This window comes from Streptomyces sp. Ru72 (genome assembly GCF_002920635.1).
In the GTDB taxonomy this organism is placed as follows: Bacteria; Actinomycetota; Actinomycetes; order Streptomycetales; family Streptomycetaceae; genus Streptomyces.
Window position 1 is genome coordinate 176,661 of sequence record NZ_PQSR01000002.1, and the last position, 20,865, is coordinate 197,525.

Genomic DNA, 20,865 nt, shown 5'->3' on the forward strand with positions numbered 1-20,865 from the left:
CGTCAGTCCGCCGTCACCGACTCGAACCGCCACCGGTGCACCGCACGGGCGACCAACTCCCCGTCCGGCTCGGGCAGTTCGGGGAGGTAGGCGGTGAACTCCGCGTCCCACCAGGTGATGACGAGGACGCGGTCCTGCGGAGCCCGGAAGGTCTCGCGGCGCAGCGGCGGAGGCGTCAGCTCCTGGGCGCGGGCCCAGGCGAGCAGTTCCTCGCCCCGGCCGGCGACCGCCCGGGCCTCCCACATCAGCGCGACCGTCACGAGTAGAGGTTCTCCTTGCTCACCTCGTGCACATGGTCGTGGTCGGGCAGGTTGCCCGGCACATGCGGGTCCGTCACCGGCAGCGACGAGTCGGCCGACAGGTCCCAGGACGAAGCCGGACGGCCCCGGGCGACCATCTCCGCGCCCAGCGCGGCGACCATCGCGCCGTTGTCCGTGCAGAGCTTGGGGCGGGGCACGCGCAGGCGGATGCCGGCCGCCTCGCACCGCTCCTGGGCCAGGACGCGCAGGCGGGAGTTCGCCGCGACTCCGCCGCCGATCATCAGATGGTCGACGCCCTGGTCCTTGCAGGCGCGCACCGCCTTGCGGGTCAGCACGTCCACCACCGCCTCCTGGAAGGACGCCGCCACATCACGGACCGGCACCTCCTCCCCCGCCGCGCGCCTGGCCTCGATCCAGCGGGCCACGGCCGTCTTCAGACCGGAGAAGGAGAAGTCGTACGCCGGGTCCCGCGGGCCGGTCAGACCACGCGGGAACGCGATCGCCTCCGGGTCGCCCTCCTTGGCGTACCGGTCGATGACCGGGCCGCCCGGGAAGCCGAGGTTCAGCACGCGCGCGATCTTGTCGAAGGCCTCGCCCGCCGCGTCGTCGATCGTCGAACCCATCGGCCGTACGTCCGAGGTGATGTCCGTGGAGAGCAGCAGCGACGAGTGGCCGCCGCTGACCAGCAGCGCCATCGTCGGCTCCGGCAGCGCGCCGTGCTCGAGCTGGTCCACGCAGATGTGCGAGGCCAGGTGGTTGACGCCGTACAGCGGCTTGCCCAGCGCGTACGCGTACGCCTTCGCCGCCGACACGCCGACCAGCAGGGCTCCGGCCAGGCCCGGCCCGGCGGTGACCGCGATGCCGTCGAGGTCCTTCGCGGAGACTCCCGCGTCCTTCAGCGCGCGCTCGATGGTCGGCACCATCGCTTCCAGATGGGCGCGCGACGCGACCTCCGGGACGACCCCGCCGTAGCGCGCGTGCTCGTCGACGCTGGACGCGACGGCGTCCGCGAGGAGGGTGGTCCCGTGGACGATTCCGACTCCGGTCTCGTCGCAGGACGTCTCGATCCCCAGGACCAGGGGTTGGTCAGCCATTGATCTCGGTTCCTCGTACTGATGGGGAGCCCGCGGCGAAGGCGCCGTCGGGCGTGGTGGTCAGACGCATCACCAGGGCGTCCACGTTCCCCGGCTGGTAGTAGCCGCGCCTGAACCCGATGGCCTCGAAGCCGAAGCGCTCGTACAGCTTCTGCGCGCGTACGTTGTCGACCCGGCACTCGAGCATCACCTCGGCGCACTCGAACGCGGTCGCGGCGCGCAGCAGCTCGGTCAGCAGCCGCCCGCCGAGTCCCGTGCCCCAGTGGTCACGGGCCACGGCGATGGTCTGGATGTCGGCGAGCTCGCCCTGGGCGGCCAGCCCCGCGTAGCCGACGATGCGCTCGCCCACGACGGCCACGACGTAGCGGCGGGTGGCCTCCGGGCCCCGGGAGTGCGCGAGCTCGGACCAGAACATGCCCCGCGACCAGGCGTCCTCCGGGAAGAGGTCCTTCTCCAGCTCCAGCACGGGATCGATGTCCCACCAGCGCATCTCGCGCAGCCGGGGCGTCTCGGGCGGGGTCACGGGCTCGGTCACTTCGGCGTGACCACCTTGTAGCTCTTGGGCACCTGCGCGTCGGGGCGGCGCAGGTACAGCGGACGGGGTGCGGGCAGTTCCTCGCCCCGGGCGAGTTTCTCGGCGGCCAGGGAGGCGAGGGCCGCCGCCGAGACGTGCTCGGGCTCGTGGACGTCCGGGAAGGTGTCCGGGTACAGCAGCGCGCCGGCGCCGACGGCGGGCAGGCCCGCGACCTTCTCGGTGATCTCGGCGGGGCGGTCGACGGCGGGCTCGGTGACACGGGTGCGGGCGTCCTCGTAGCGCGCCCAGTAGACCTCCTTGCGGCGCGCGTCCGTGGCGACCACGAACGGCACGGTCAGGTCGGAGGCGTACGCGAGGCCGTCGAGGGTGCACAGGCCGTACACGGGCACGCCGAGCGCGAGTCCGAACGTGTCGGCGGTCATCAGGCCGACCCGCAGCCCGGTGTACGGGCCGGGGCCCACACCGACGACGACGCCGGTGACGGCGTCGAGCCGGGTGCCCGCCTCGGCGAGGATCCGGTCGACGGCGGGCAGCAGGAATTCCCCGTGCCGCCGGGCGTCGACCTGGCTCGTCGAGGCGACGACGGACGTGCCGTCGTGCAGCGCGACGGTCACGGCGGGAGTGGCGGTATCCAGAGCGAGCAAGAGCACGCAAACAGCGTACGGCGCCCGCGCCCCTCGCACGGCCGGGCCGGTCCGCATCGCGGCTGCTGCTACCGTCACAGCAAAGGTGTGCGACGCAAGCGCGTGCACGGTGTCGAGAGGTGGGCAAGGGTGGCTAGGAGCAGCTCGGGATTCGTGGCCGGGCTCACCGTGGCGGCCGTCGCCGCGGTCGGTTTCCTCGCCTACCAGGCGTCGGCGAACGTGCCCGACACGCTGGGCAAGCCGCAGGTGAAGAAGTCTCCGGGGGCCGGCGCGTCCAAGGCCGCGCGGGACAAGACGAAGGCGGCGGCGCTGCCCGGGAACTCCGGCACCGGGGAGCGGGTCGTGTACTCGCTCGACGACGACCGGGTGTGGCTGGTCGGCACGGACAACAAGGTGGAGCGGACCTTCACCGTGATGCCGGGGACGGTGGACCCGGCACCGGGCACGTACCCGGTGACGTCCCGGACCGCGGCCGGGACCGGTTCGGACGGCAAGCAGGTGGAGCACATCGTGCGGTTCGCGCTGAGCGACGGCGTGGTGTTCGGCTTCAGCGCGGCCGTGGACGGCTCGACGCCGAAGCCGGACGCGTCGAAGAAACTGGGTGGAATCCGCGAGAGCCGTGCGGACGGCACGGCGATGTGGGAGTTCGCGACGATCAACCAGAAGGTGGTCGTGGTCAAGTAGTGGTCGTCGTCAGCCGGCGGACGCCACGCCTTGCGCGACCGCCCTACGCGGCCCTGCGCCGGTCCTCGGTCACGGGAGCCGACTGGGGCTGCCCCGGCGCCGGGTCCCTCGGCGGCGTCGAGACCGCCTCGGCCGCGGCGCACGACGCGAGCAGATCCTTCATCGACACGCTGCCCGACCCGGGCACCACGCGCGGCTGCGCCTCGTCGCGTTCTGAAGCCGGCATGGACGCCTCCTGGTGTCGCGGGGGCGACAGGGTTAGGCAGACCTGACCACGGTCCTTACGACCATGTGACCACGCCGGATGCCCACGGCGCAATATCTTGCCGACGCCTTGTCGGGACGTTGCTCCGCATGGTGCACGGGTCCCACGCCGCTAGAGGGGCGCTCCCAGGTCCACCTGCGCCCAGCGCTCCCCGAACCCCGCGAGCGTCACATGCCTGACCTCGTCCGTCGTGTCGCCCACCGCCCGGTGGATCGTCACGTGCAGGCGGTCCTCCGTCAGCTCCTCGACCTTGCCCTCGCCCCACTCCACGACGACCACCGACTCCGGCAGCGAGACGTCGAGGTCGAGGTCCTCCATCTCCTCCAGGCCGCCGCCCAGCCGGTACGCGTCCACGTGGACCAGCGGGGGGCCGTCCCCGAGGGAGGGGTGCACGCGGGCGATCACGAAGGTCGGCGAGGTGACCGCCCCCCGCACTCCCAGGCCCTCGCCGAGCCCGCGGGTCAGCGTGGTCTTGCCCGCGCCCAGCTCGCCGTTCAGCAGCACGAGGTCGCCGGCGCGCAGCAGCTTGGCCAGCCGGCGCCCCAGTTCCTGCATCTGTTCGGGGGAGGTGACGGTGAGCTCGACGGTGACTCCCGGCGTGGGGGCCTCAGCCGGGCTGTGCGGTGCTGGTGCTTCCATAGCCCCCCACGGTAGCCCCTGCGGGGACCGCTCCCGAGCGCATCAGGAGGTCGGCGAGGCGGTCGGTGACGACCTCGGGGTGCTCCAGCATCACCAGGTGCCCGGCGTCCGGCACGAGCACCAGTTCGGCGTCCGGCAGCAGATCGGCGATCGCCTCGCTGTGCTCGCTGGGGGTGACCAGGTCCTGCACTCCGGCGAGGACGAGCACCGGAAGGTCGGCGAAGCGGGCGAGCGCCTTCGTCTTGTCGTGGTCGGTGAAGGCCGGGTAGAACTCGGCGACCACGTCGATCGGCGTGCTCTCGATCATTCGCTCGGCGAACCGGGCCACGGCCGGATCGATGTCCCGGGACGCGAACGAGTACCGCTTGATGATCCCCGCGAACAGGTCGGCGGTGGCCCTGCGTCCCTTCTCCACCAGCTCGGCCTGCTGCCCGAGTGCCCTCAGCACTCCGGGCAGGATGCGGCGTATCGCGTTGACGCCCGCGACGGGCAGTCCGAAGTTGACCTCACCGAGCCGCCCGGACGACGTACCCACGAGGGCGACCCCGACGACCCGGTCGCGGATCAGTTCCGGGTACTGGTCGGCGAGGGCCATGACCGTCATGCCGCCCATGGAGTGGCCGACGAGCACGATCGGCCCCTCGGGCACGGCCGCGTCGATCACGGCCTTCAGGTCGCGTCCGAGCTGGTCTATGGAGACCGGTGTGCCGTCGGCCTGCGCCATGCCCCGCCCGGAGCGGCCGTGGCTGCGCTGGTCCCAGTGCACGGTGCGGACGACGCCGCGCAGCGCGGCCCGCTGGAAGTGCCAGGAGTCCTGGTTGAGGCAGTAGCCGTGGCTGAAGACGACGGTGACCGGGGCCGGGGCCTTGCGCCCGAAGAGCCGGCGGCGGCGCTGCGCGGGGATCCTCTCCCCCGTCTCCACGTCGTCGACCTCGTAGTACAGCTCGGTGCCGTCGTCCGCGTACGCCTTGCCGGGGATGCCGCGGAGGGTGCCGTACGGCCCGGCCGAGTCGAGGGCCAGCCGGGCCTTCCTGCGCATGCCGCGGCCGACCGTCATCCGCTCGATCGCGACGCCGGCCGCGGCACCCGCCGCGACGACGCCTATCGCGGCGCCGGCGAGACCGGCGAGACGCCAGTTGCCGGCGGCAGCGACGGTCGCGTCGGCGACGGCCCCCGCCGCCTCCGCACTGCTCTCGCTCACGTCCCGCTCCTTCGTGCCGGGCTCCCCGCCCGTTCAGCCGTACGTCTGCCCCGGCTCACCCGTGTGGATTACCCATCCTGTTCCGCGTTCACCTTTACGTAGACGCGCGGGACGCGGGTTCCGATCCGGGTCACGATTTCGTAAGCGATGGTTCCGGCCGCCTGCGCCCAGTCCTCGGCGGTGGGTTCGCCCCGGTCGCCGGGGCCGAAGAGGACCGCCTCGGTTCCGGGCGGGGGCTCGTCGCCGCCCAGGTCCACGACGAACTGGTCCATGGCGATCCGCCCCGCGACGGTACGCAGCTTGCCGTCGACCAGGACCGGTCCCGTGCCGGAGGCGTGGCGCGGGATGCCGTCCGCGTAGCCGACCGGGACCAGGCCGAGGGTGGTGGCGCCGGGAGTGGTGTACAGGTGGCCGTAGCTGACGCCGTGGCCGCCGGGGACCTGCTTGACCAGGGCGAGCGATGCCTTGAGGGTCATCACCGGGCGCAGTCCGAGGTCGGCGGGGGTGCCGAGTTCGGGGCTCGGTGAGATGCCGTACATCGCGATTCCGGTGCGTACGAGGTCGAAGTGGGCCTCGGGCAGGGTCAGCGTGGCGGGCGAGTTGGCGATGTGCCGCACCTCGGGGCGCACGCCCTGCTGCTCGGCGTGCGCCACCATCTCGCGGAAGCGGGCCAGTTGGGCCTGGACGGAGGGGTGGCCGGGTTCGTCGGCGCAGGCGAAGTGGGACCACAGGCCGACGACGGTGACCAGGCCGTCGGCCTGGGCGCGCAGGGCCTCGGCGACGAGTTCCGGCCAGTCGCCGGGCTGGCAGCCGTTCCTGCCGAGGCCGGTGTCGGCCTTGAGGTGGACCCGGGCGGGCACGCCCGCCGCGGCGGCTGCCTCGCGCACCTCGTCGAGGGCCCACAGGCCGCTGACGGACACGTCGATGTCGGCCTCGACGGCACGCTGCCAGGGACCGCCGGGGGTCCAGAGCCAGCACAGGACGCGACCCGGCACTCCGGCCTCGCGCAGCGCGAGGGCCTCCTCGGGCGTGGCCGTGCCGAGCCACTCGGCGCCGGCTTCCAGGGCCGCGCGGGCGCACGGCACGGCCCCGTGGCCGTACGCGTCCGACTTCACGACGGCCATCAGCGCCGCGCCGGGCGCGAGGGCGCGCAGGGCACGCACGTTCGCCCGCAGGGCCGCCAGATCGATCTCGGCGCGGGCACGCAGGGGGGCTGTCTCGATTCGTTCCATCGCGCCCCAGTGTCTCAGAGGGGCCGGACGGCCCGGGGATGACGGTACCGGCGGGTAGCGTTCCGGCAGTCGGCGTCCCCCGACCGGTCCCGTTCCAAGCCCGTCCAGGTCAGTCCAGTTCAGTCCAGGTCAGTCCGGAGCGGTGCGGGGCCCGTGGCGGCCCGCCCGCTCAGCCCCGCACGTCCCGCCATGCCCCGGGAATGGCGTCGGCCACATCGTGCGCCCCCGCCGGCGCGCCGTCCGCCGCGTAGCGGCCCGCCAGGCCGTGCAGGTAGGCCGCCACGCTCGCCGCGTCCCGTGCCGAGAGGCCGGCCGCGAGAAGTGACCCCGACAGACCCGACAGCACGTCTCCGCTGCCCGCGGTCGCCAGCCACGGCGTGCCGGTGGCGTTCACGCGTACCGGGCCGCCATCGGGGTCCGCCACCAGCGTCGTCGAGCCCTTGAGGAGGACGGCCGCCCGGTAGCGGGACGCCAGCTCCCGCACCGCCGCGAGCCGCGCGCCCTCGACCTCCTCGCGCGCCACGCCGAGCAGCGCGGCGGCCTCGCCCGCGTGCGGGGTCATCAGCGTGGGTGCCGTACGGGCGCGTACGGCGTCCGGGTCGGCCAGCCTGAGCCCGTCCGCGTCGACGAGGACGGGTACGTCCGCCTCCAGCACCTCGGCCACGGTCGCCGCGTCGTCGCCCGCGCCGGGACCGACCACCCACGCCTGCACCCGTCCGGCCTTGGCGGGCCCCCGGTCGGAGATCAGCGTCTCCGGGAAGCGGGCGATCACCGCGCTCCCGGCAGGTCCCACGTACCGCACGGCTCCGGCCCCGCCGCGCAGCGCCCCCGAGACGGCGAGCACGGCCGCTCCGGGATAGCGCGCGGACCCGGCGGCGATGCCGACGACGCCCCGCCGGTACTTGTCGCTCTCGGCGCGCGGCACCGGCAGCAGCGCCGCCACGTCCGCGTGCTGCAGCGCCTCCAGCTCGGCCTCCTCGGGCAGTTCGAGCCCGATGTCGACGAGCCGTACGGAACCGGCGTACTCCCGCGCGGGATCGATGAGCAGCGCCGGCTTGTGCGTGCCGAAGGTCACGGTGAGGTCCGCCCGTACGGCGTCCCCCCGCACCTCCCCGCTGTCGGCCTCGACACCGCTCGGCAGGTCCACGGCCACGACGACCGCGCGCGAGGCGCCGGCGAGCGCGGCAAGCCGTGCCGCGTCGGACCGGAGCCCGCCCCTGCCGCCGATGCCCACGATCCCGTCGACGACGAGGTCGGCCGCCCGGATCACCTCCCCGGCGGCGTCAGAGGGGTCCGCGACTGTACCGCCCGCCCGGCGAAGGGCCGCGAGCCCGCCCTGGTGGGTCCTCTCGGGTGACAGCAGCACTGCCGCCACCCCGGCCCCGCGCCGGGCGAGCCGCGCCCCGGCATACAGGGCGTCACCGCCGTTGTCACCGCTGCCGACCAGCAGCACCACCCGGCTGCCGTACACCCGCCCCAGCAACTGGGCGCAGGCCGCGGCCAGTCCGGCGGCGGCGCGCTGCATGAGCGCCCCCTCCGGAAGCCGGGCCATGAGGGCACGCTCGGCCGTCCTCACCGTCTCCACGCTGTACGCAGTACGCATACGGCCGAGTCTCCCCCACCGCGCTCACACCATGACGAAGGGCGCGGAGTTGCCGGCGCCCGCCGCGGGGCCGGGATCGCACGCTATCCCTCGGCGACGACCACCGCCGACGCGACACCCGCGTCATGACTGAGCGACACATGCCAGAACTGCACGCCGAGTTCGGCCGCGCGGGCCGCGACCGTGCCCGTCACGCGCAGTCGGGGCTGACCGCTGTCCTCGACGTACACCTCGGCGTCGGTCCAGTGCAGCCCGCCCGGCGCGCCCAGCGCCTTGGCCACCGCCTCCTTCGCCGCGAACCGCGCGGCCAGCGAGGCGATACCGCGTCGCTCACCGCCCGGCAGCAGCAACTCGCTTTCCAGGAAGAGCCGTTCGGCCAGCCCGGGAGTACGTTCCAGCGCGGCCCGGAAGCGGTCGATCTCGGCCACGTCGATGCCGACTCCGATGATGCTCATGCGGGGCACCCTATGCGGCCCTGACCGCCGCTTCGTCGCGCGGCGGTCCGGAGGCCGGGCGCCGGGTTGGAGGCCGCTGGTTCCGGTTGGCGCACCGGCGCCCGACGGGCCACGGATGCCCTGGCAGCAGGGAGGTACGCACCATTTCACCCTTCCCACTCGTATGTGAGGCCGTATGTGCATACCGAGCAGACGGCAGGGTCCGTCGGCGGACACACGTAGGGCCCCGGACATGTCCGGGGCCCCGTGCGCGCGTTCGACCCGCACCGCTACCAGCGGTACCAGCGCCCCCGTCGGCCGCCACTCGCCGGGCGGACGACAAAGCCCAGCAGCCACACCGCAAGCACGATGACGGCAACCCACCACAGCGCCTTCAAGGCGAAGCCCGCACCGAAAAGGATCAGGGCCAAAAGAAGAACCAGAAGCAAGGGAACCATGTTTCATCAACCTCCGGCCGAGCGGGTTCCCCGTCGATGGCTCGGCACGCATCGAAGAACTCGGGTTTTCTTGAAGGCTTTCAGTGGAATTCTGATCGGTTCGCCGCGAATCCTGGTGCACAGCGCGGCGCATTACTGCGACGTTTGGGCGACACGGCGGGGGAAATCCGATCGTCACCGAACGCCGTGACGACGTAGGGATGTGACACCCATGGCTGAGAACCAGAAGGCGCAGGCCAAGACTGAGCAGGCCAAGGGCAAGGTCAAGGAGACGGTCGGCCGCACCGTCGGCAACGAGCGCATGGAGGCCGAGGGCCGCATGGAGCAGGCGCGCGGCGACGCCCGCGAGGCCAAGGAGAAGACCAAGGACGTCTTCCGGCACTGAGCCTCGCTCGGGGCAGGTTCGGGCACTCGCACCGAATGGGGTGCCCGAACCTGCCTTTCTTTTGCATTTTCGCTCTCGCGGACCATCGCTGAACGGCCATCAAGTGGCCGCCGTTTCGCGCAGGGGTCAGGAGAGCCAGTCGGTGTAGCGGGTGGGGGCGAGGCGGGCGTCCCTGTCGGTGAGGACGTCGCCCTTGACGACGGCGAACATGCCGGCGGTGGGGTCGGTGACGACGGTGCGGTTGTCGCCCTTGTGCGACAGGGTGATCCGGCCCAGCTCGTCCAGGTTGAAGATCTCGGGTCCGGCGATGTTGCGCATGCCGTTCAGCGGGGCACCCGCGGCCACCTCCGCCACCGCTGCGGCCACGTCCTTCGAGGCGATCGGCTGGATCGGGGTGGCGGGCAGCCGGACGGTGTCGCCCTCCGCGGTCCAGGACATGACGGCGTCCATGAACTCCATGAACTGCGTCGCCCGGACGATCGAGTAGGGGATCGACCCGGCCGCGAGGATGTTCTCCTGGAGCACCTTGGCCCGGTAGTAGTCCAGCTCCGGCACCTGGTCCACACCGACGATCGAGAGGATGACGAAGTGGCCGACGCCACCCTTGCGGGCCGCGGCCAGAAGGTTGTCCATCGAGGTCCGGAAGAACTCCGGGGAGGCTTCGTCGAAGGTCGGGGAGTTCGTGAGGTTGACGACGACGTCGGCTCCGTCCACCGCCCCGTCCAGTCCCTGACCGCTGATGACGTCGACTCCGGTGGACTGCGAGTGCGGCACCGCCTCGTGTCCGGCGGCGTTCAGGTCCTTGACGACCTGTGACCCGATCAGGCCGGTACCGCCGATGACTGCGAACTTCATGACACGCCTTCCGTCGGGAATATGTCCGCAATATGGCATATGAACCCTCTACGGGCGCGCCATGCGCCAAACTCGGACACGATCTGTCCGAGACTATACACGGACACACATTGTCCGAGTAACGCGGTCTGATTAGAGTGGCCGCGTGAAGATGTCCGGCGGAGTCGAGTGGGCCCTGCACTGCTGCGTCGTGCTCACGTCGGTCGAGGAGCCCGTGCCCGCGACCAGGCTGGCGGAATTGCACGACGTCTCGGCGAGCTATCTGGCCAAACAGCTGCAGGCGCTCTCCCGGGCCGGGCTCGTACGCTCGGTCCAGGGCAAGTCGGGCGGCTACGTGCTCACCCGGGAACCCGCCTCGATCACGGTGCTCGATGTGGTCGAAGCGGTGGACGGCCCCGGTCAGGCGTTCACGTGCACGGAGATCCGCCAGCGCGGCCCGCTGGCCACCCCCGCCGAGTCGTGCACCGCGCCCTGCCCGATCGCCCGCGCGATGACCGCCGCGGACACGGCCTGGCGGGAAGCCCTGCGCGCGGTCTCGATCGCCGACCTCGTCCAGGACGTCGCCTCGGGCTCCGGCCCCTCCGCGCTGGCCCGCGTCAGCAGGTGGCTGACCATGCCGGAGACCTGAAGCGCCGGACGAGCAGGGCCTGGAGCAGGCCGTCCGGCTACGTCTCGGATGCTCCGCCGCCCGCGTTGGCGTAGCGCACGGCCAGTACCCCGAAAGCACTGGTCAGTTGTGGTGGGCCGATGACTTGGATGTCGGTGTCGAAGCGCCCGACAGCGGCGGCGAGGCCGGTCCACGACCAGGAGCCGAGGGTGAGACGGCAGCGGTCGGGGCCCAGTTCCTCGACGATTCCGTCCTGCACGAAGGGGGCCACAGCCTGTGCGGGGAGGCCGAGGACGACCTCGCCACGGCAGGGCCAGTCGGTGGTGGAGCCGTCAGTCCCTCGGAAGCGGCCGGTGACGAACGCGGCTACGTCGTCGCCGGGGAGACCGCGTCGGGTGAAGCGCGGGCCGGTGGGGGTGCGGGGGCGTACGCGGTCGACGCGGAAGGTGCGCCAGTCGTCACGATCGAGGTCCCAGGCGATCAGGTACCAGTGGCCGCGCCAGGTGACGAGGTGGTGGGGCTGCGTCCGGCGGGGTTGTCCGGCGGGGCCGTTGGCGTCGTGGCCGTAGTCGAAGCGCAGTTCCTCACGGGCCTGGATGACGCGGCTCAGCTCCGTGAGGAGCTGCGTGCCGACGGTGGCCTTGCCGGCCTCGGGCGACCGGACGGCAGTCACCTGCAGCATGTCGATGCGCCGGCGCAGACGGGACGGCATGACCTGGCGCATGGTGGACAGGGCCCGTGCGGCGTCTTCGCCGATCGCGGTGCTGGTTGCCGCGGTCTGCAGGGCGACGGCCAGGGCGACGGCCTGGCCCTCGTCGAAGAGCAACGGGGGCAGGAGCGAACCGGCATCCAGGCGGTATCCGCCGGCCGGCCCCTTGAAGGCCAGGATCCTGTACCCGAGTTCGCGTAGGCGGTCGATGTCACGCCGCACCGTGCGCGGGGTGACGTCGAGCCGCTCGGCGAGGTCGTCACCGGACCAGTCGCGATGCGTCTGAAGCAGCGAGAGGAGCGCGAGCAACCGCGAGGACGTCTTCTGCATGTCGCCCATGCTGCCCTCATCACAGGACACAACCTGTCCGCTACCCGTGGAACGGTGCCTGTCGAGATCCGCCGGCGAGGCCACAGCCCCCGGCCACGAGGTCGCTGCCCGCAAGGCGCCATCACTGCGGCGGCGTATCTCGCCGAACCGCGAGCAAGGAGAAGGCCATGCCCATCACGACCACCACCCACCTGAACCTCCGAGGCGACGCACGGGCGGCGCTGGACCACTACCAGTCCGTCTTCGGCGGACGCCTCACCGCTGTCACGTACAAGGACACGGGCGAAGTGCAGAACGAGAACGAGGCGGACTGGGTGGTGTGGGGCGAGGTGGCGGGCGACAACGGCTTCCACGTCATGGCCTGCGACGTGCCCTCCCACCTGCCCCTGGAGCAGGGCCGCAACCCGTTCTTCGTCTCCGTGCGCGGTGACGACACGGACGAGATCAGTGCCCTGTGGCAGAAGCTGGCGGAGGACTCGACCGTGGTGCAGCCTCTGGGCCCATCGCAGTGGGCACCGCTGTACGGCATGCTCACCGACCGCTTCGGCGTGACGTGGGTCCTGGACGTGACAGCCCCGCACAACGGCTGATCAGCGGTGCCGCGGCCCGGCAGGAGCGAAGCGGAAGGGGACGGGTTCTGCCGGGTTTCCGGCACAGGTGGACCGGCAGGTGGTTGATCCGCAGGTGCAGCAGATTTCCGGGTTCTGTCGCAGTTCGGGGTGAGGCCTATGCGGCGGCAAGCTCGCACCACACGACCTTGCCCCGGTTGCCGCCCCTCGCCAGCGGCTGCCAGCCCCCCAGATCGGCGCACCCCCGGACGAGCGCGAGCCGAGTGCGTCACTCGCCCGCATCCTGCCGGCCCGGCCCGTAACAGGCGCTTGCCGCTCCGGTGACCAGCGCCCAGTAGCGGTCGCCGAACGACCAGTGCCACCACTCCGTCGGGTAGTTCACCAAGCCCGCGGCCGTCAGCGCACGCCGCAGAATCGCCCGGTGCGCGCGCGCCTGTTCGCTGATCCCGGCGGCGTCGGTGTAGCAGGCTCCGGCGCTCTCCTCCGGAGTCGCGTTCATGGGCGTCCCCATATCCAGCTCACGGCCGTCCGCATCCACGAGTGTCAGATCCACCGCCGCTCCCGCACTGTGCGGCGCGATCTCGGGTGGTGACACGAAGCGGCTCGCAGCCGACCGGATCTGCTCGTCGGACCATCCCGGCTGCTCGGCTCGCAGTCTCGTCGCATACTTCTCGAAATAGCGGCGCTGCAGCTCCGGGGGACGATAGCCCTCGACCACCAGGAACCGCAGGCCGGTCGGCAAGAGCGCATGCGCCCGGCGCAGACGCTCCAGTACGCCTTCCCGCAGGTAGAAGAAGGCGTCCGAGTCGCTCTGCTTCCTCAAGTCCACGAGGAGCGGACCGCCCCTTCGGATGTCGATCAGCGGCTCACCGCACTCGCGCACGGGGACGGCCGCGACCCGTGTGTCCGACATCAAGATGATCTCGCTCACCCCGCGATGATCTCGCAGGTGCTGCCGGAGTCATCACCGTGCTGTGGATCACCAGCGACCGGGTACCGGACGGCCTGGACCTCACCCGGCCCACCGGCCGCCGCATCCCCGCACCGGCCGCGTCCAGCGCACTGCACGCCACGCCCACCTACATCCGCGGCGACGACAGGAAGACGGCGTTCCGGCCGCGGCTGCCGCCCGGCCCGCGCCGCCCGGGCCCGGGCGGCACCCGCGCCTACTCCACCGTGACGGACTTCGCCAGGTTTCGCGGCTGGTCCACCTCGTTGCCGCGGGCGGTCGCCAGCTCGCAGGCGAAGACCTGCAGCGGCACCGTCGCGACCAGCGGCTGGAGCAGGGTGGGGGTCGCCGGGATGCTGATCAGGTGGTCGGCGTAGGGGACGACCGCCTCGTCGCCCTCCTCCGCGATCACGATCGTGCGGGCACCCCGCGCCCGGATCTCCTGGATGTTGGAGACGATCTTGTCGTGCAGGACCGAGCGCCCGCGGGGCGAGGGCACCACCACGACCACCGGCAGGTCCTGCTCGATCAGCGCGATCGGCCCGTGCTTCAGCTCGCCCGCGGCGAAGCCCTCGGCGTGCATGTACGCCAGTTCCTTGAGCTTGAGGGCGCCTTCCAGGGCGACCGGGTAGCCGACGTGCCGTCCCAGGAACAGCACCGTGTTCTTGTCGGCGAGGGAGCGCGCCAGCCGGCGTACCGGCTCCATGGTCTCCAGGACCCGCTCGACCTCGTCGGAGATCCTCGACAGATCGCGGATGACGTCGTGGATCTCGTCACCCCACTTCGTACCGCGCACCTGGCCGAGATACAGCGCCACCAGATAGCAGGCGACGAGCTGTGTCAGGAACGCCTTGGTGGACGCCACCGCGACTTCCGGGCCCGCATGCGTGTACAGCACCGCGTCCGACTCCCTGGGAATCGTCGAACCGTTGGTGTTGCAGATCGCCAGCACCTTGGACCCCTGCTCGCGGGCGTGCCGCAGGGCCATCAGGGTGTCCATGGTCTCGCCGGACTGGGAGATGGCGATGACCAGGGTGCGCGGGTCGAGGATGGGGTCCCGGTAGCGGAACTCGCTGGCCAGTTCCACCTCGCAGGGAATCCGCGTCCAGTGCTCGATGGCGTACTTGGCGATCAGTCCGGCGTGGAAGGCGGTCCCGCAGGCCACGATCACGACCTTGTCGACCTCGCGCAGTTCGGCGGGCGGGATCCGCAGCTCGTCCAGGCGCAGCGAACCAGCGGCGTCGATACGGCCGAGGAGCGTGTCGGCGACCGCCTTGGGCTGCTCGGCGATCTCCTTGAGCATGAAGTAGTCGTAGCCGCCCTTCTCGGCGGCCGAGGCGTCCCAGTCGACGTGGTAGGAGTGCACCTCGGCGGGCCGGCCGTCGAAGCCGGTGACCGTGACGCCGTCGCGGCGCAGTTCCACCACCTGGTCCTGGCCCAGCTCGACCGCGGACCGGGTGTGGGCGATGAACGCGGCGACGTCCGAGGCGAGGAAGGCCTCGCCCTCGCCGACGCCCACGACCAGCGGCGAGTTGCGCCGGGCGCCCACCACCACGTCGGGCTCGTCGGCGTGCACGGCGACCAGGGTGAACGCGCCCTCCAGGCGCCGGCACACCAGCCGCATCGACTCCGCGAGGTCCGCGGTCGCGGAGAACTCCTCGGCGAGCAGATGGGCGACGACCTCGGTGTCCGTCTCGGAGGCGAGGGTGTGGCCCCGTTCCTCCAGCTCGGCGCGCAGCACCGCGAAGTTCTCGATGATCCCGTTGTGGACGACGGCGACGCGGCCCGCGTTGTCGAGGTGCGGGTGCGCGTTGGGGTCGTTCGGCGCGCCGTGGGTGGCCCACCGGGTGTGCCCGATGCCGGTGGTGCCGGTCGGCAGGGGCCGGTCGACCAGCTCCTTCTCCAGGTTGACCAGCTTTCCGGCCTTCTTCGCGGCGGCCAGCCCGCCGTCCGCGAGCACGGCGACGCCTGCCGAGTCGTAGCCCCGGTACTCCAACCGCTTCAGCCCGGCCATCACCACGTCGAGCGCCGACTGCGATCCCACGTAACCCACGATTCCGCACATGATCCGCAGCCTACGGTCCGACGACCGCCGATACCCGCCCTCGCGTGCCCGAAATCGGAAATTCCCACCGGGGTACGAACGCCCGGTGGGGTGGTTCCCTCGGCGGCTCAGCCGAGCTTGGCGAGCTGCGCCTCGACGATCTCCGCGGGGAAGTCGAAGTCCTTGCCCGTGGTGGCGGCGGCGAAGTTGATGGCCGGGAAGTACGCGAGGGTGGCGCCCTTGCGGACGACGACGCCCTTCACCGGGGCCTTGACTCCTTCATCGGCGTCCATCGTCGAGGTCAGGGCCAGCGCGTCGTCGGCGCCCTGGGGTGCGGCGGTGGTGGCGACCTTGACGATCTTGGTCTTCTCGCCGTCCACGGTGAAGGCGAAGCCGCCGGCGCACTTGGCCGCGGCCGTCTTCAGGTCCGCGAAGGCCTTCTCGGCGCCGCCGTCGTCGTAGGAGGCCAGTGTCACCAGGACCTTCGCGCGGTCGATGGCGGCAAGCATGCGGTCCTCGGCGCTCGCGCCCGCGGCGGGCTTCTTCGCGTCGCCCGCCCATTCCCGCTTCACGGTGGCCGACGGCTTGCCGACGTAGGAACCGACCTGGAGGTACGCGAGCGGCGTGCAGGCCGCCTCGTCCGTCTTCGCCTTGTCCTGCGCGACGTCGTCCTTCGCCGGGACCTTGGTGACGACCTTGCCGCTCTTGACGTCCGCCTGCGTGAGCGCGGCCTTCTCCAGCTCGGCGACGGTGAGCGCCTTGGATGTGGCGGGAGTCGCCGAGGCCGTCTTGTCGGCCTGGGCGGTCTTGCCGCCGTCATCCTTGTTCCCGCCGTCGGCGGAGCCGCCGCAGGCGGTGGCCAGGACGGCGAGGGCGGCGACAGAGGCGGCGAGGGCGGTACGACGGACCACGACGGATGTCACGAAAGGGGGCTCTCTCTCTTCGAGTTGCGGAAGCCTTCCACAACGTTTTGCGTGCACTTTACGCACAGCGGCGCCACAGATGATCAGTGATTGGCCCCTCGGTGTCCCGACCGAGATGTCGGCGTGATCTTCGTCCCCCGACGTGCCGCTGCCACGTGACGTAGCCCACCCCCCACCCCGTTCAAACTCCGTTAACAATGGACTGTGATCTCTCCGGTCTCCTCGATGCCCCGGAGCGCCCACCGGCCGAAGCCGGAGGCGACTCCCTACGTCGACCTCACCCGTGCCGAGTGGAGTGCGCTGCGCGATAAGACGCCGCTGCCGCTGACCGCCGAGGAGGTCGAGAAGCTGCGCGGTCTGGGTGACGTCATCGACCTCGACGAGGTGCGGGACATCTACCTGCCGCTGTCCCGGCTGCTCAACCTGTACGTGAAGGCCACGGACGGCCTCAGGGGCGCCCTGAACACCTTCCTCGGCGAGCAGGGCTCCCAGTCCGGGACCCCGTTCGTGATAGGCGTCGCCGGGTCGGTCGCCGTGGGGAAGTCCACCGTGGCCCGTCTTCTCCAGGCCCTGCTGTCCCGCTGGCCGGAGCACCCGCGGGTCGAGCGGGTGACGACGGACGGGTTCCTGTTGCCCACGCGGGAACTGCAGGCGCGGGGCCTGATGGCGCGCAAGGGGTTCCCGGAGTCGTACGACCGCCGCGCGCTCACCCGTTTCGTCGCCGACATCAAGGCCGGCAAGGACGAGGTGACGGCACCCGTCTACTCCCACCTGATCTACGACATCGTTCCCGGCCGGAAGCTCACCGTGCGCCGCCCGGACATCCTGATCGTCGAGGGGCTGAACGTCCTCCAGCCCGCCCTGCCCGGCAAGGACGGCCGCACCCGGGTCGGCCTCGCGGACTACTTCGACTTCAGCGTGTACGTCGACGCGCGCACCGAGGACATCGAGCAGTGGTACCTCAACCGGTTCCGCAAACTGCGCGAGACCGCCTTCCAGGACCCCTCGTCGTACTTCCGCAAGTACACCCAGGTCTCCGAGGAGGAGGCCCTCGACTACGCTGGCACCATGTGGCGCACCGTCAACAAGCCCAATCTGGTGGAGAACATCGCCCCCACCCGCGGCCGCGCCACCCTGGTACTGCGCAAGGGCCCGGACCACAAGGTGCAGCGGCTGAGCCTGCGGAAACTGTGACGGCTACCCTGCGGGCATGCTGCATCTGCGCCTGATCACCCCCACCGAGCGCACGGCGGAGGTGGTGCGTCTGGTCGAGGGGACGGTCGGCACCACGCACCTCGTCGTCATACCGGGTGTCGCCCGCAACCCCGCCGGGGACGTCGTGATGTGCGACGTCGCCCGGGAGGCCGCGGACGAACTCCTCACCGCGCTCCAGGAGCTCGGCCTCGAAAGCACCGGTTCCATCGCCGTCGAGAACATCGACCTGTCGCTGTCCAAGCGGGCCGACAAGGCCGAGGCGGAGGCGCCGGGCGAGGGTGCGGACGCGGTGCTGTGGGAGCACCTGACGGAGGCCACTCACGAGGAGTCGACGCTGTCGATCACCTACCTCGCGTTCATCACGCTGGCCACCGTGATCGCCGCCTGTGGTGTGGTGCTCGACAACGCGATCCTGATCGTGGGCGCGATGGCGGTGGGTCCGGAGTTCGGCCCACTGGCGGGGATCGGCACGGCGTTGGTGCAGCGGGCGCCCCGGCTCGCGCTGCGCTCGCTGACCGCGCTGCTGGTGGGATTCGCAGTGGCGATGGCCGTGACGGTGGGGTTCAGCCTGTTCATGGACGCGGTCGGCCTGTTCAGCGAGGAGCAGCTGGAGGGCGCCCGGCCCAACACCGGCTTCGTCTACGCCCCCGACTGGTTCTCCTTCGTCGTGGCGGTCCTCGCCGGAGCCGCCGGCACGCTCTCCCTTACCTCCGCCAAGTCGGGCGCCCTCGTCGGGGTCGCCATCTCCGTGACGACGGTCCCGGCCGCCGCCAACGCGGCCGTCGCGCTGAGCTACGGCGACACCGCGCAGACCTGGGGCTCCACGAAACAGCTGCTGCTGAACCTGCTGGGCATCGTGGTGGCGGGGACGTTCACGCTGCTGGCCCAGAAGTGGATCTGGTCCAAGCAGCGCGAACGTTCCCTCGAGGCGAGGCGTCTCTAGCCGAGCGCCGACTTCACCGCGTCGGCCAGCCGTCCCGCCACCGACCGCGCCTGGTCGATGTCCGCGGCCTCGACCATGACCCGTACGAGGGGCTCGGTGCCCGACGGCCGCAGCAGTACCCGCCCGGTCGCGCCCAGCTCCCGCTCCGCCTCGGTCACGGCGGCCGCCAGGTCCGGAGACGACCCGACCCGGGACCTGTCCACGTCCGGCACGTTCACCAGCACCTGCGGCAGCCGCTCCATCACGGACGCCAGCTCCCGCAGCGTACGGCCGGTCTGGGCGACCCGCGCGGCCAGCAGCAGGCCGGTCAGGGTGCCGTCGCCCGTGGTGGCGTGGTCGAGGATGATCACGTGGCCGGACTGCTCGCCGCCGAGCGCGTAGTCCTTCTCCTTCATCTCCTCCAGCACGTACCGGTCGCCGACCGCGGTCTGCACGAGCTGGATGCCCTCGCGCTCCATGGCCAGCTTGAAGCCCAGGTTGGACATGACCGTCGCGACGACGGTGTCGGAGCGCAGCGCGGAACGTTCCCGCATCGCCAGCGCGAGCACGGCGAGGATCTGGTCGCCGTCCACCTCCTCGCCGGTGTGGTCCACGGCCAGGCAGCGGTCGGCGTCACCGTCGTGCGCGATGCCGAGATCGGCGCCGTGCTCGACGACGGCGGCCTTCAGCTTGTCCAGGTGGGTGGAGCCGCAGCCGTCGTTGATGTTGAGGCCGTCCGGCTCCGCGCCGATGGTGACGATCTCGGCACCCGCACGGGTGAACGCCTCGGGCGATACCCGGGAGGCTGCGCCGTGCGCCTCGTCGAGGACGATCTTCAGCCCGTCGAGACGGTTCGGCAGGACGCCCAGGAGATGGGCCACGTACTGGTCGAAGCCCTCCTCGTACGACGTCACCCGGCCGACCCCGGCCCCGGTGGGCCGGTCCCAGGGGGCGCCGGTGCGGTGCTCCTCGTACACGGCCTCGATCTTGTCCTCCAGCTCGTCGGCGAGCTTGTGGCCGCCGCGGGCGAAGAACTTGATGCCGTTGTCGGGCATGGCGTTGTGGCTGGCGGAGAGCATCACGCCGAGGTCCGCGCCGAGCGCGCCCGTCAGATACGCCACGGCCGGGGTGGGCAGCACGCCGACCCGCAGCACGTCCACGCCGGCGCTGGCGAGACCGGCGACCACGGCGGCCTCCAGGAACTCCCCGGACGCGCGCGGGTCCCGTCCGACCACCGCCTTCGGCTTGTGGCCCTCGAACGTGCCCGCCTCGGCCAGTACGTGGGCCGCCGCGACGGACAGGCCGAGCGCCATCTCGGCCGTGAGATCCGCGTTGGCGACACCGCGCACGCCGTCCGTGCCGAAGAGTCGTCCCACTGTGGTGTCCTCCGAACTTGCTGCGAATGTGCGGCTCTTGCCGAGTGTCCGGACAGAGGCGGAATACGTACGTCCCGCCGACGTCGTCCGCCGGCGTCACCCGGCTGTCGTAGTCCCGCGAACGTACATCCTGTGGACGTGTGTGCCACAGACGTACGTCCCGGCGAAACATGCCCGCGACGTACGTCCCGCGGACGCCACGACCCACCGGCCGACGTACCGCGGCCCTGTCCTGGGATGGCTTCCCCGAAGCCCCCGCCGGGACTGTCAGGATTGCTCCATAAGCCCCAAAAGCCGGTGATAAGCACCGTCCCCCGTAAACGAACCGCCCCGGCGGCACGGAACGTGCTGCCGGGGCGATGCGTGCATGCGCACAGCAGGCAGGGGGTCGCCCGCTGTGACCAGCGGACGCGATTAGCGCTTGCTGTACTGCGGAGCCTTGCGGGCCTTCTTCAGACCGGCCTTCTTCCGCTCGACCGCACGGTCGTCGCGGCGCAGGAAGCCGGCCTTCTTCAGCGGGCCGCGGTTGTTGTCGACGTCCGCCTCGTTCAGGGCGCGGGCGACACCGAGACGGAGCGCACCGGCCTGACCGGAGACGCCGCCACCCGCGATGCGGGCGATGACGTCGTAGCGGCCCTCGAGCTCGAGCACCTTGAAGGGCTCGTTGACCTCCTGCTGGTGCACCTTGTTCGGGAAGTAGTCCTCGAGCGTGCGCCCGTTGATCTTCCACTTGCCGGTGCCCGGGACGATCCGGACGCGGGCGATGGCGTTCTTGCGGCGGCCCAGGCCGGCGGCCGGCTGGGGCTCACCGAAGCGGGAGGCGAGGGACTCGGAGGTGTACTCACCCTCCAGCGGGACCTCGGTCTCGGTGGTGTAGCTGTCGATGTCAAGCTCTTCGAGCGGCTGCTCGGCAGTGGTCTCGGCCACGATTC

The 20,865-nt window shown here is 71.4% G+C and carries 24 protein-coding genes and 1 pseudogene; 6 read left to right on the forward strand and 19 right to left on the reverse strand.

The window, feature by feature from the left end; all coding sequences use genetic code 11:
* Positions 1–2: 2 nt before the first annotated feature.
* From C3488_RS01885 to tsaB, 4 genes are read right to left on the reverse strand one after another with little or no spacing between them, the layout of a single operon-like run.
* Entirely contained in the window at positions 3–260 is a 258-nt protein-coding gene (locus C3488_RS01885) for a hypothetical protein (RefSeq protein ID WP_103837511.1), read from the reverse strand.
* Positions 257–1,354 carry a tRNA (adenosine(37)-N6)-threonylcarbamoyltransferase complex transferase subunit TsaD gene (gene tsaD / locus C3488_RS01890; RefSeq protein ID WP_103837512.1) on the reverse strand — a complete coding sequence of 366 codons (1,098 nt, stop codon included), beginning with the start codon at positions 1,352–1,354 and terminating at the stop codon, positions 257–259. Before tsaD ends, C3488_RS01885 begins: the two co-directional genes overlap by 4 nt.
* On the reverse strand, positions 1,347–1,877 hold the full coding sequence (gene rimI, locus C3488_RS01895) for a ribosomal protein S18-alanine N-acetyltransferase (RefSeq protein WP_103837573.1): 531 nt from the start codon (positions 1,875–1,877) through the stop codon (positions 1,347–1,349). The genes tsaD and rimI overlap by 8 nt, the downstream gene beginning before the upstream one ends.
* Positions 1,878–1,885: 8 nt before the next feature.
* Positions 1,886–2,539, reverse strand: coding sequence for a tRNA (adenosine(37)-N6)-threonylcarbamoyltransferase complex dimerization subunit type 1 TsaB (gene tsaB, locus C3488_RS01900; RefSeq protein WP_103837513.1), 654 nt, complete (start codon positions 2,537–2,539; stop codon positions 1,886–1,888).
* Positions 2,540–2,662: 123 nt separating this feature from the next.
* Between tsaB and C3488_RS01905 the strand changes: the two genes are divergently transcribed.
* Positions 2,663–3,217 (forward strand): hypothetical protein, encoded by a 555-nt coding sequence (locus C3488_RS01905; RefSeq protein ID WP_181138845.1) that lies wholly within the window; start codon positions 2,663–2,665, stop codon positions 3,215–3,217.
* A 43-nt stretch (positions 3,218–3,260) separates the two neighbouring features.
* Here the strand turns inward: C3488_RS01905 and C3488_RS01910 are convergent, their stop codons facing one another.
* The 7 genes from C3488_RS01910 to C3488_RS01940 form a co-directional block, all read right to left on the reverse strand.
* Positions 3,261–3,443, reverse strand: coding sequence for a hypothetical protein (locus C3488_RS01910; protein ID WP_103837515.1), 183 nt, complete (start codon positions 3,441–3,443; stop codon positions 3,261–3,263).
* Between the two features lie 150 nt (positions 3,444–3,593).
* Positions 3,594–4,121, reverse strand: a complete 528-nt coding sequence (tsaE, locus tag C3488_RS01915) for a tRNA (adenosine(37)-N6)-threonylcarbamoyltransferase complex ATPase subunit type 1 TsaE (RefSeq protein WP_103837516.1) — start codon at positions 4,119–4,121, stop codon at positions 3,594–3,596.
* Positions 4,090–5,322 (reverse strand): alpha/beta fold hydrolase, encoded by a 1,233-nt coding sequence (locus tag C3488_RS01920; protein ID WP_103837517.1) that lies wholly within the window; start codon positions 5,320–5,322, stop codon positions 4,090–4,092. Before C3488_RS01920 ends, tsaE begins: the two co-directional genes overlap by 32 nt.
* A gap of 68 nt (positions 5,323–5,390) precedes the next feature.
* Positions 5,391–6,554 carry an alanine racemase gene (gene alr / locus C3488_RS01925; protein ID WP_103837518.1) on the reverse strand — a complete coding sequence of 388 codons (1,164 nt, stop codon included), beginning with the start codon at positions 6,552–6,554 and terminating at the stop codon, positions 5,391–5,393.
* A 169-nt stretch (positions 6,555–6,723) separates the two neighbouring features.
* Entirely contained in the window at positions 6,724–8,157 is a 1,434-nt protein-coding gene (locus C3488_RS01930; RefSeq protein ID WP_103837519.1) for an NAD(P)H-hydrate dehydratase, read from the reverse strand.
* 83 nt (positions 8,158–8,240) lie between these two features.
* Complete coding sequence (locus C3488_RS01935; RefSeq protein WP_103837520.1) at positions 8,241–8,612, reverse strand: holo-ACP synthase; 372 nt, start codon at positions 8,610–8,612, stop codon at positions 8,241–8,243.
* Positions 8,613–8,881: 269 nt separating this feature from the next.
* Positions 8,882–9,049, reverse strand: a complete 168-nt coding sequence (locus tag C3488_RS01940; RefSeq protein WP_103837521.1) for a hydrophobic protein — start codon at positions 9,047–9,049, stop codon at positions 8,882–8,884.
* 211 nt (positions 9,050–9,260) lie between these two features.
* On the opposite strand from C3488_RS01940, the gene C3488_RS01945 reads away from it, so the two are divergent.
* Positions 9,261–9,434: a CsbD family protein gene (locus tag C3488_RS01945; RefSeq protein WP_103837522.1), complete on the forward strand. Its 174-nt coding sequence runs from the start codon at positions 9,261–9,263 to the stop codon at positions 9,432–9,434.
* A 126-nt stretch (positions 9,435–9,560) separates the two neighbouring features.
* Here the strand turns inward: C3488_RS01945 and C3488_RS01950 are convergent, their stop codons facing one another.
* Positions 9,561–10,289, reverse strand: coding sequence for an SDR family oxidoreductase (locus C3488_RS01950; RefSeq protein WP_103837523.1), 729 nt, complete (start codon positions 10,287–10,289; stop codon positions 9,561–9,563).
* Positions 10,290–10,440: 151 nt separating this feature from the next.
* On the opposite strand from C3488_RS01950, the gene C3488_RS01955 reads away from it, so the two are divergent.
* On the forward strand, positions 10,441–10,917 hold the full coding sequence (locus C3488_RS01955; protein ID WP_103837574.1) for an Rrf2 family transcriptional regulator: 477 nt from the start codon (positions 10,441–10,443) through the stop codon (positions 10,915–10,917).
* Between the two features lie 37 nt (positions 10,918–10,954).
* On the opposite strand, the gene C3488_RS01960 is transcribed toward C3488_RS01955, so the two are convergent.
* Positions 10,955–11,935 carry a YafY family protein gene (locus C3488_RS01960; protein WP_103837575.1) on the reverse strand — a complete coding sequence of 327 codons (981 nt, stop codon included), beginning with the start codon at positions 11,933–11,935 and terminating at the stop codon, positions 10,955–10,957.
* 167 nt (positions 11,936–12,102) lie between these two features.
* Between C3488_RS01960 and C3488_RS01965 the strand changes: the two genes are divergently transcribed.
* On the forward strand, positions 12,103–12,525 hold the full coding sequence (locus tag C3488_RS01965; protein ID WP_103837524.1) for a VOC family protein: 423 nt from the start codon (positions 12,103–12,105) through the stop codon (positions 12,523–12,525).
* Positions 12,526–12,661: 136 nt separating this feature from the next.
* On the opposite strand, the pseudogene C3488_RS41230 reads toward C3488_RS01965, so the two are convergent.
* From C3488_RS41230 to C3488_RS01985, 4 genes and pseudogenes are all read right to left on the reverse strand, one after another.
* Positions 12,662–12,763, reverse strand: a pseudogene (locus C3488_RS41230) (ATP-binding protein); the annotation flags it as partial.
* A 9-nt stretch (positions 12,764–12,772) separates the two neighbouring features.
* Positions 12,773–13,435, reverse strand: a complete 663-nt coding sequence (locus C3488_RS01975) for a M15 family metallopeptidase (protein WP_103837525.1) — start codon at positions 13,433–13,435, stop codon at positions 12,773–12,775.
* Between the two features lie 235 nt (positions 13,436–13,670).
* The gene (glmS, locus tag C3488_RS01980; RefSeq protein WP_103837526.1) at positions 13,671–15,518 is read right to left on the reverse strand and encodes a glutamine--fructose-6-phosphate transaminase (isomerizing); all 1,848 of its coding nucleotides are present in this window, start codon (positions 15,516–15,518) and stop codon (positions 13,671–13,673) included.
* Between the two features lie 107 nt (positions 15,519–15,625).
* A complete protein-coding gene (locus tag C3488_RS01985; RefSeq protein WP_103837527.1) occupies positions 15,626–16,420 on the reverse strand; it encodes a hypothetical protein in 795 nt (264 codons plus the stop codon).
* A 225-nt stretch (positions 16,421–16,645) separates the two neighbouring features.
* Here C3488_RS01985 and coaA point away from each other — a divergent pair, with 225 nt between their 5' ends.
* Together coaA and C3488_RS01995 are read left to right on the forward strand one after the other, a co-directional pair.
* Positions 16,646–17,614 carry a type I pantothenate kinase gene (gene coaA / locus C3488_RS01990; RefSeq protein ID WP_181138846.1) on the forward strand — a complete coding sequence of 323 codons (969 nt, stop codon included), beginning with the start codon at positions 16,646–16,648 and terminating at the stop codon, positions 17,612–17,614.
* A gap of 16 nt (positions 17,615–17,630) precedes the next feature.
* Positions 17,631–18,578, forward strand: a complete 948-nt coding sequence (locus tag C3488_RS01995) for a DUF389 domain-containing protein (protein ID WP_103837529.1) — start codon at positions 17,631–17,633, stop codon at positions 18,576–18,578.
* Here C3488_RS01995 and glmM read toward each other — a convergent pair.
* The gene (gene glmM / locus C3488_RS02000) at positions 18,575–19,933 is read right to left on the reverse strand and encodes a phosphoglucosamine mutase (RefSeq protein ID WP_103837530.1); all 1,359 of its coding nucleotides are present in this window, start codon (positions 19,931–19,933) and stop codon (positions 18,575–18,577) included. The two genes, C3488_RS01995 and glmM, sit on opposite strands and share 4 nt — an antisense overlap.
* A 414-nt stretch (positions 19,934–20,347) precedes the next feature.
* Complete coding sequence (gene rpsI / locus C3488_RS02005) at positions 20,348–20,860, reverse strand: 30S ribosomal protein S9 (protein ID WP_103837531.1); 513 nt, start codon at positions 20,858–20,860, stop codon at positions 20,348–20,350.
* Between the last annotated feature and the right edge of the window lie 5 nt (positions 20,861–20,865).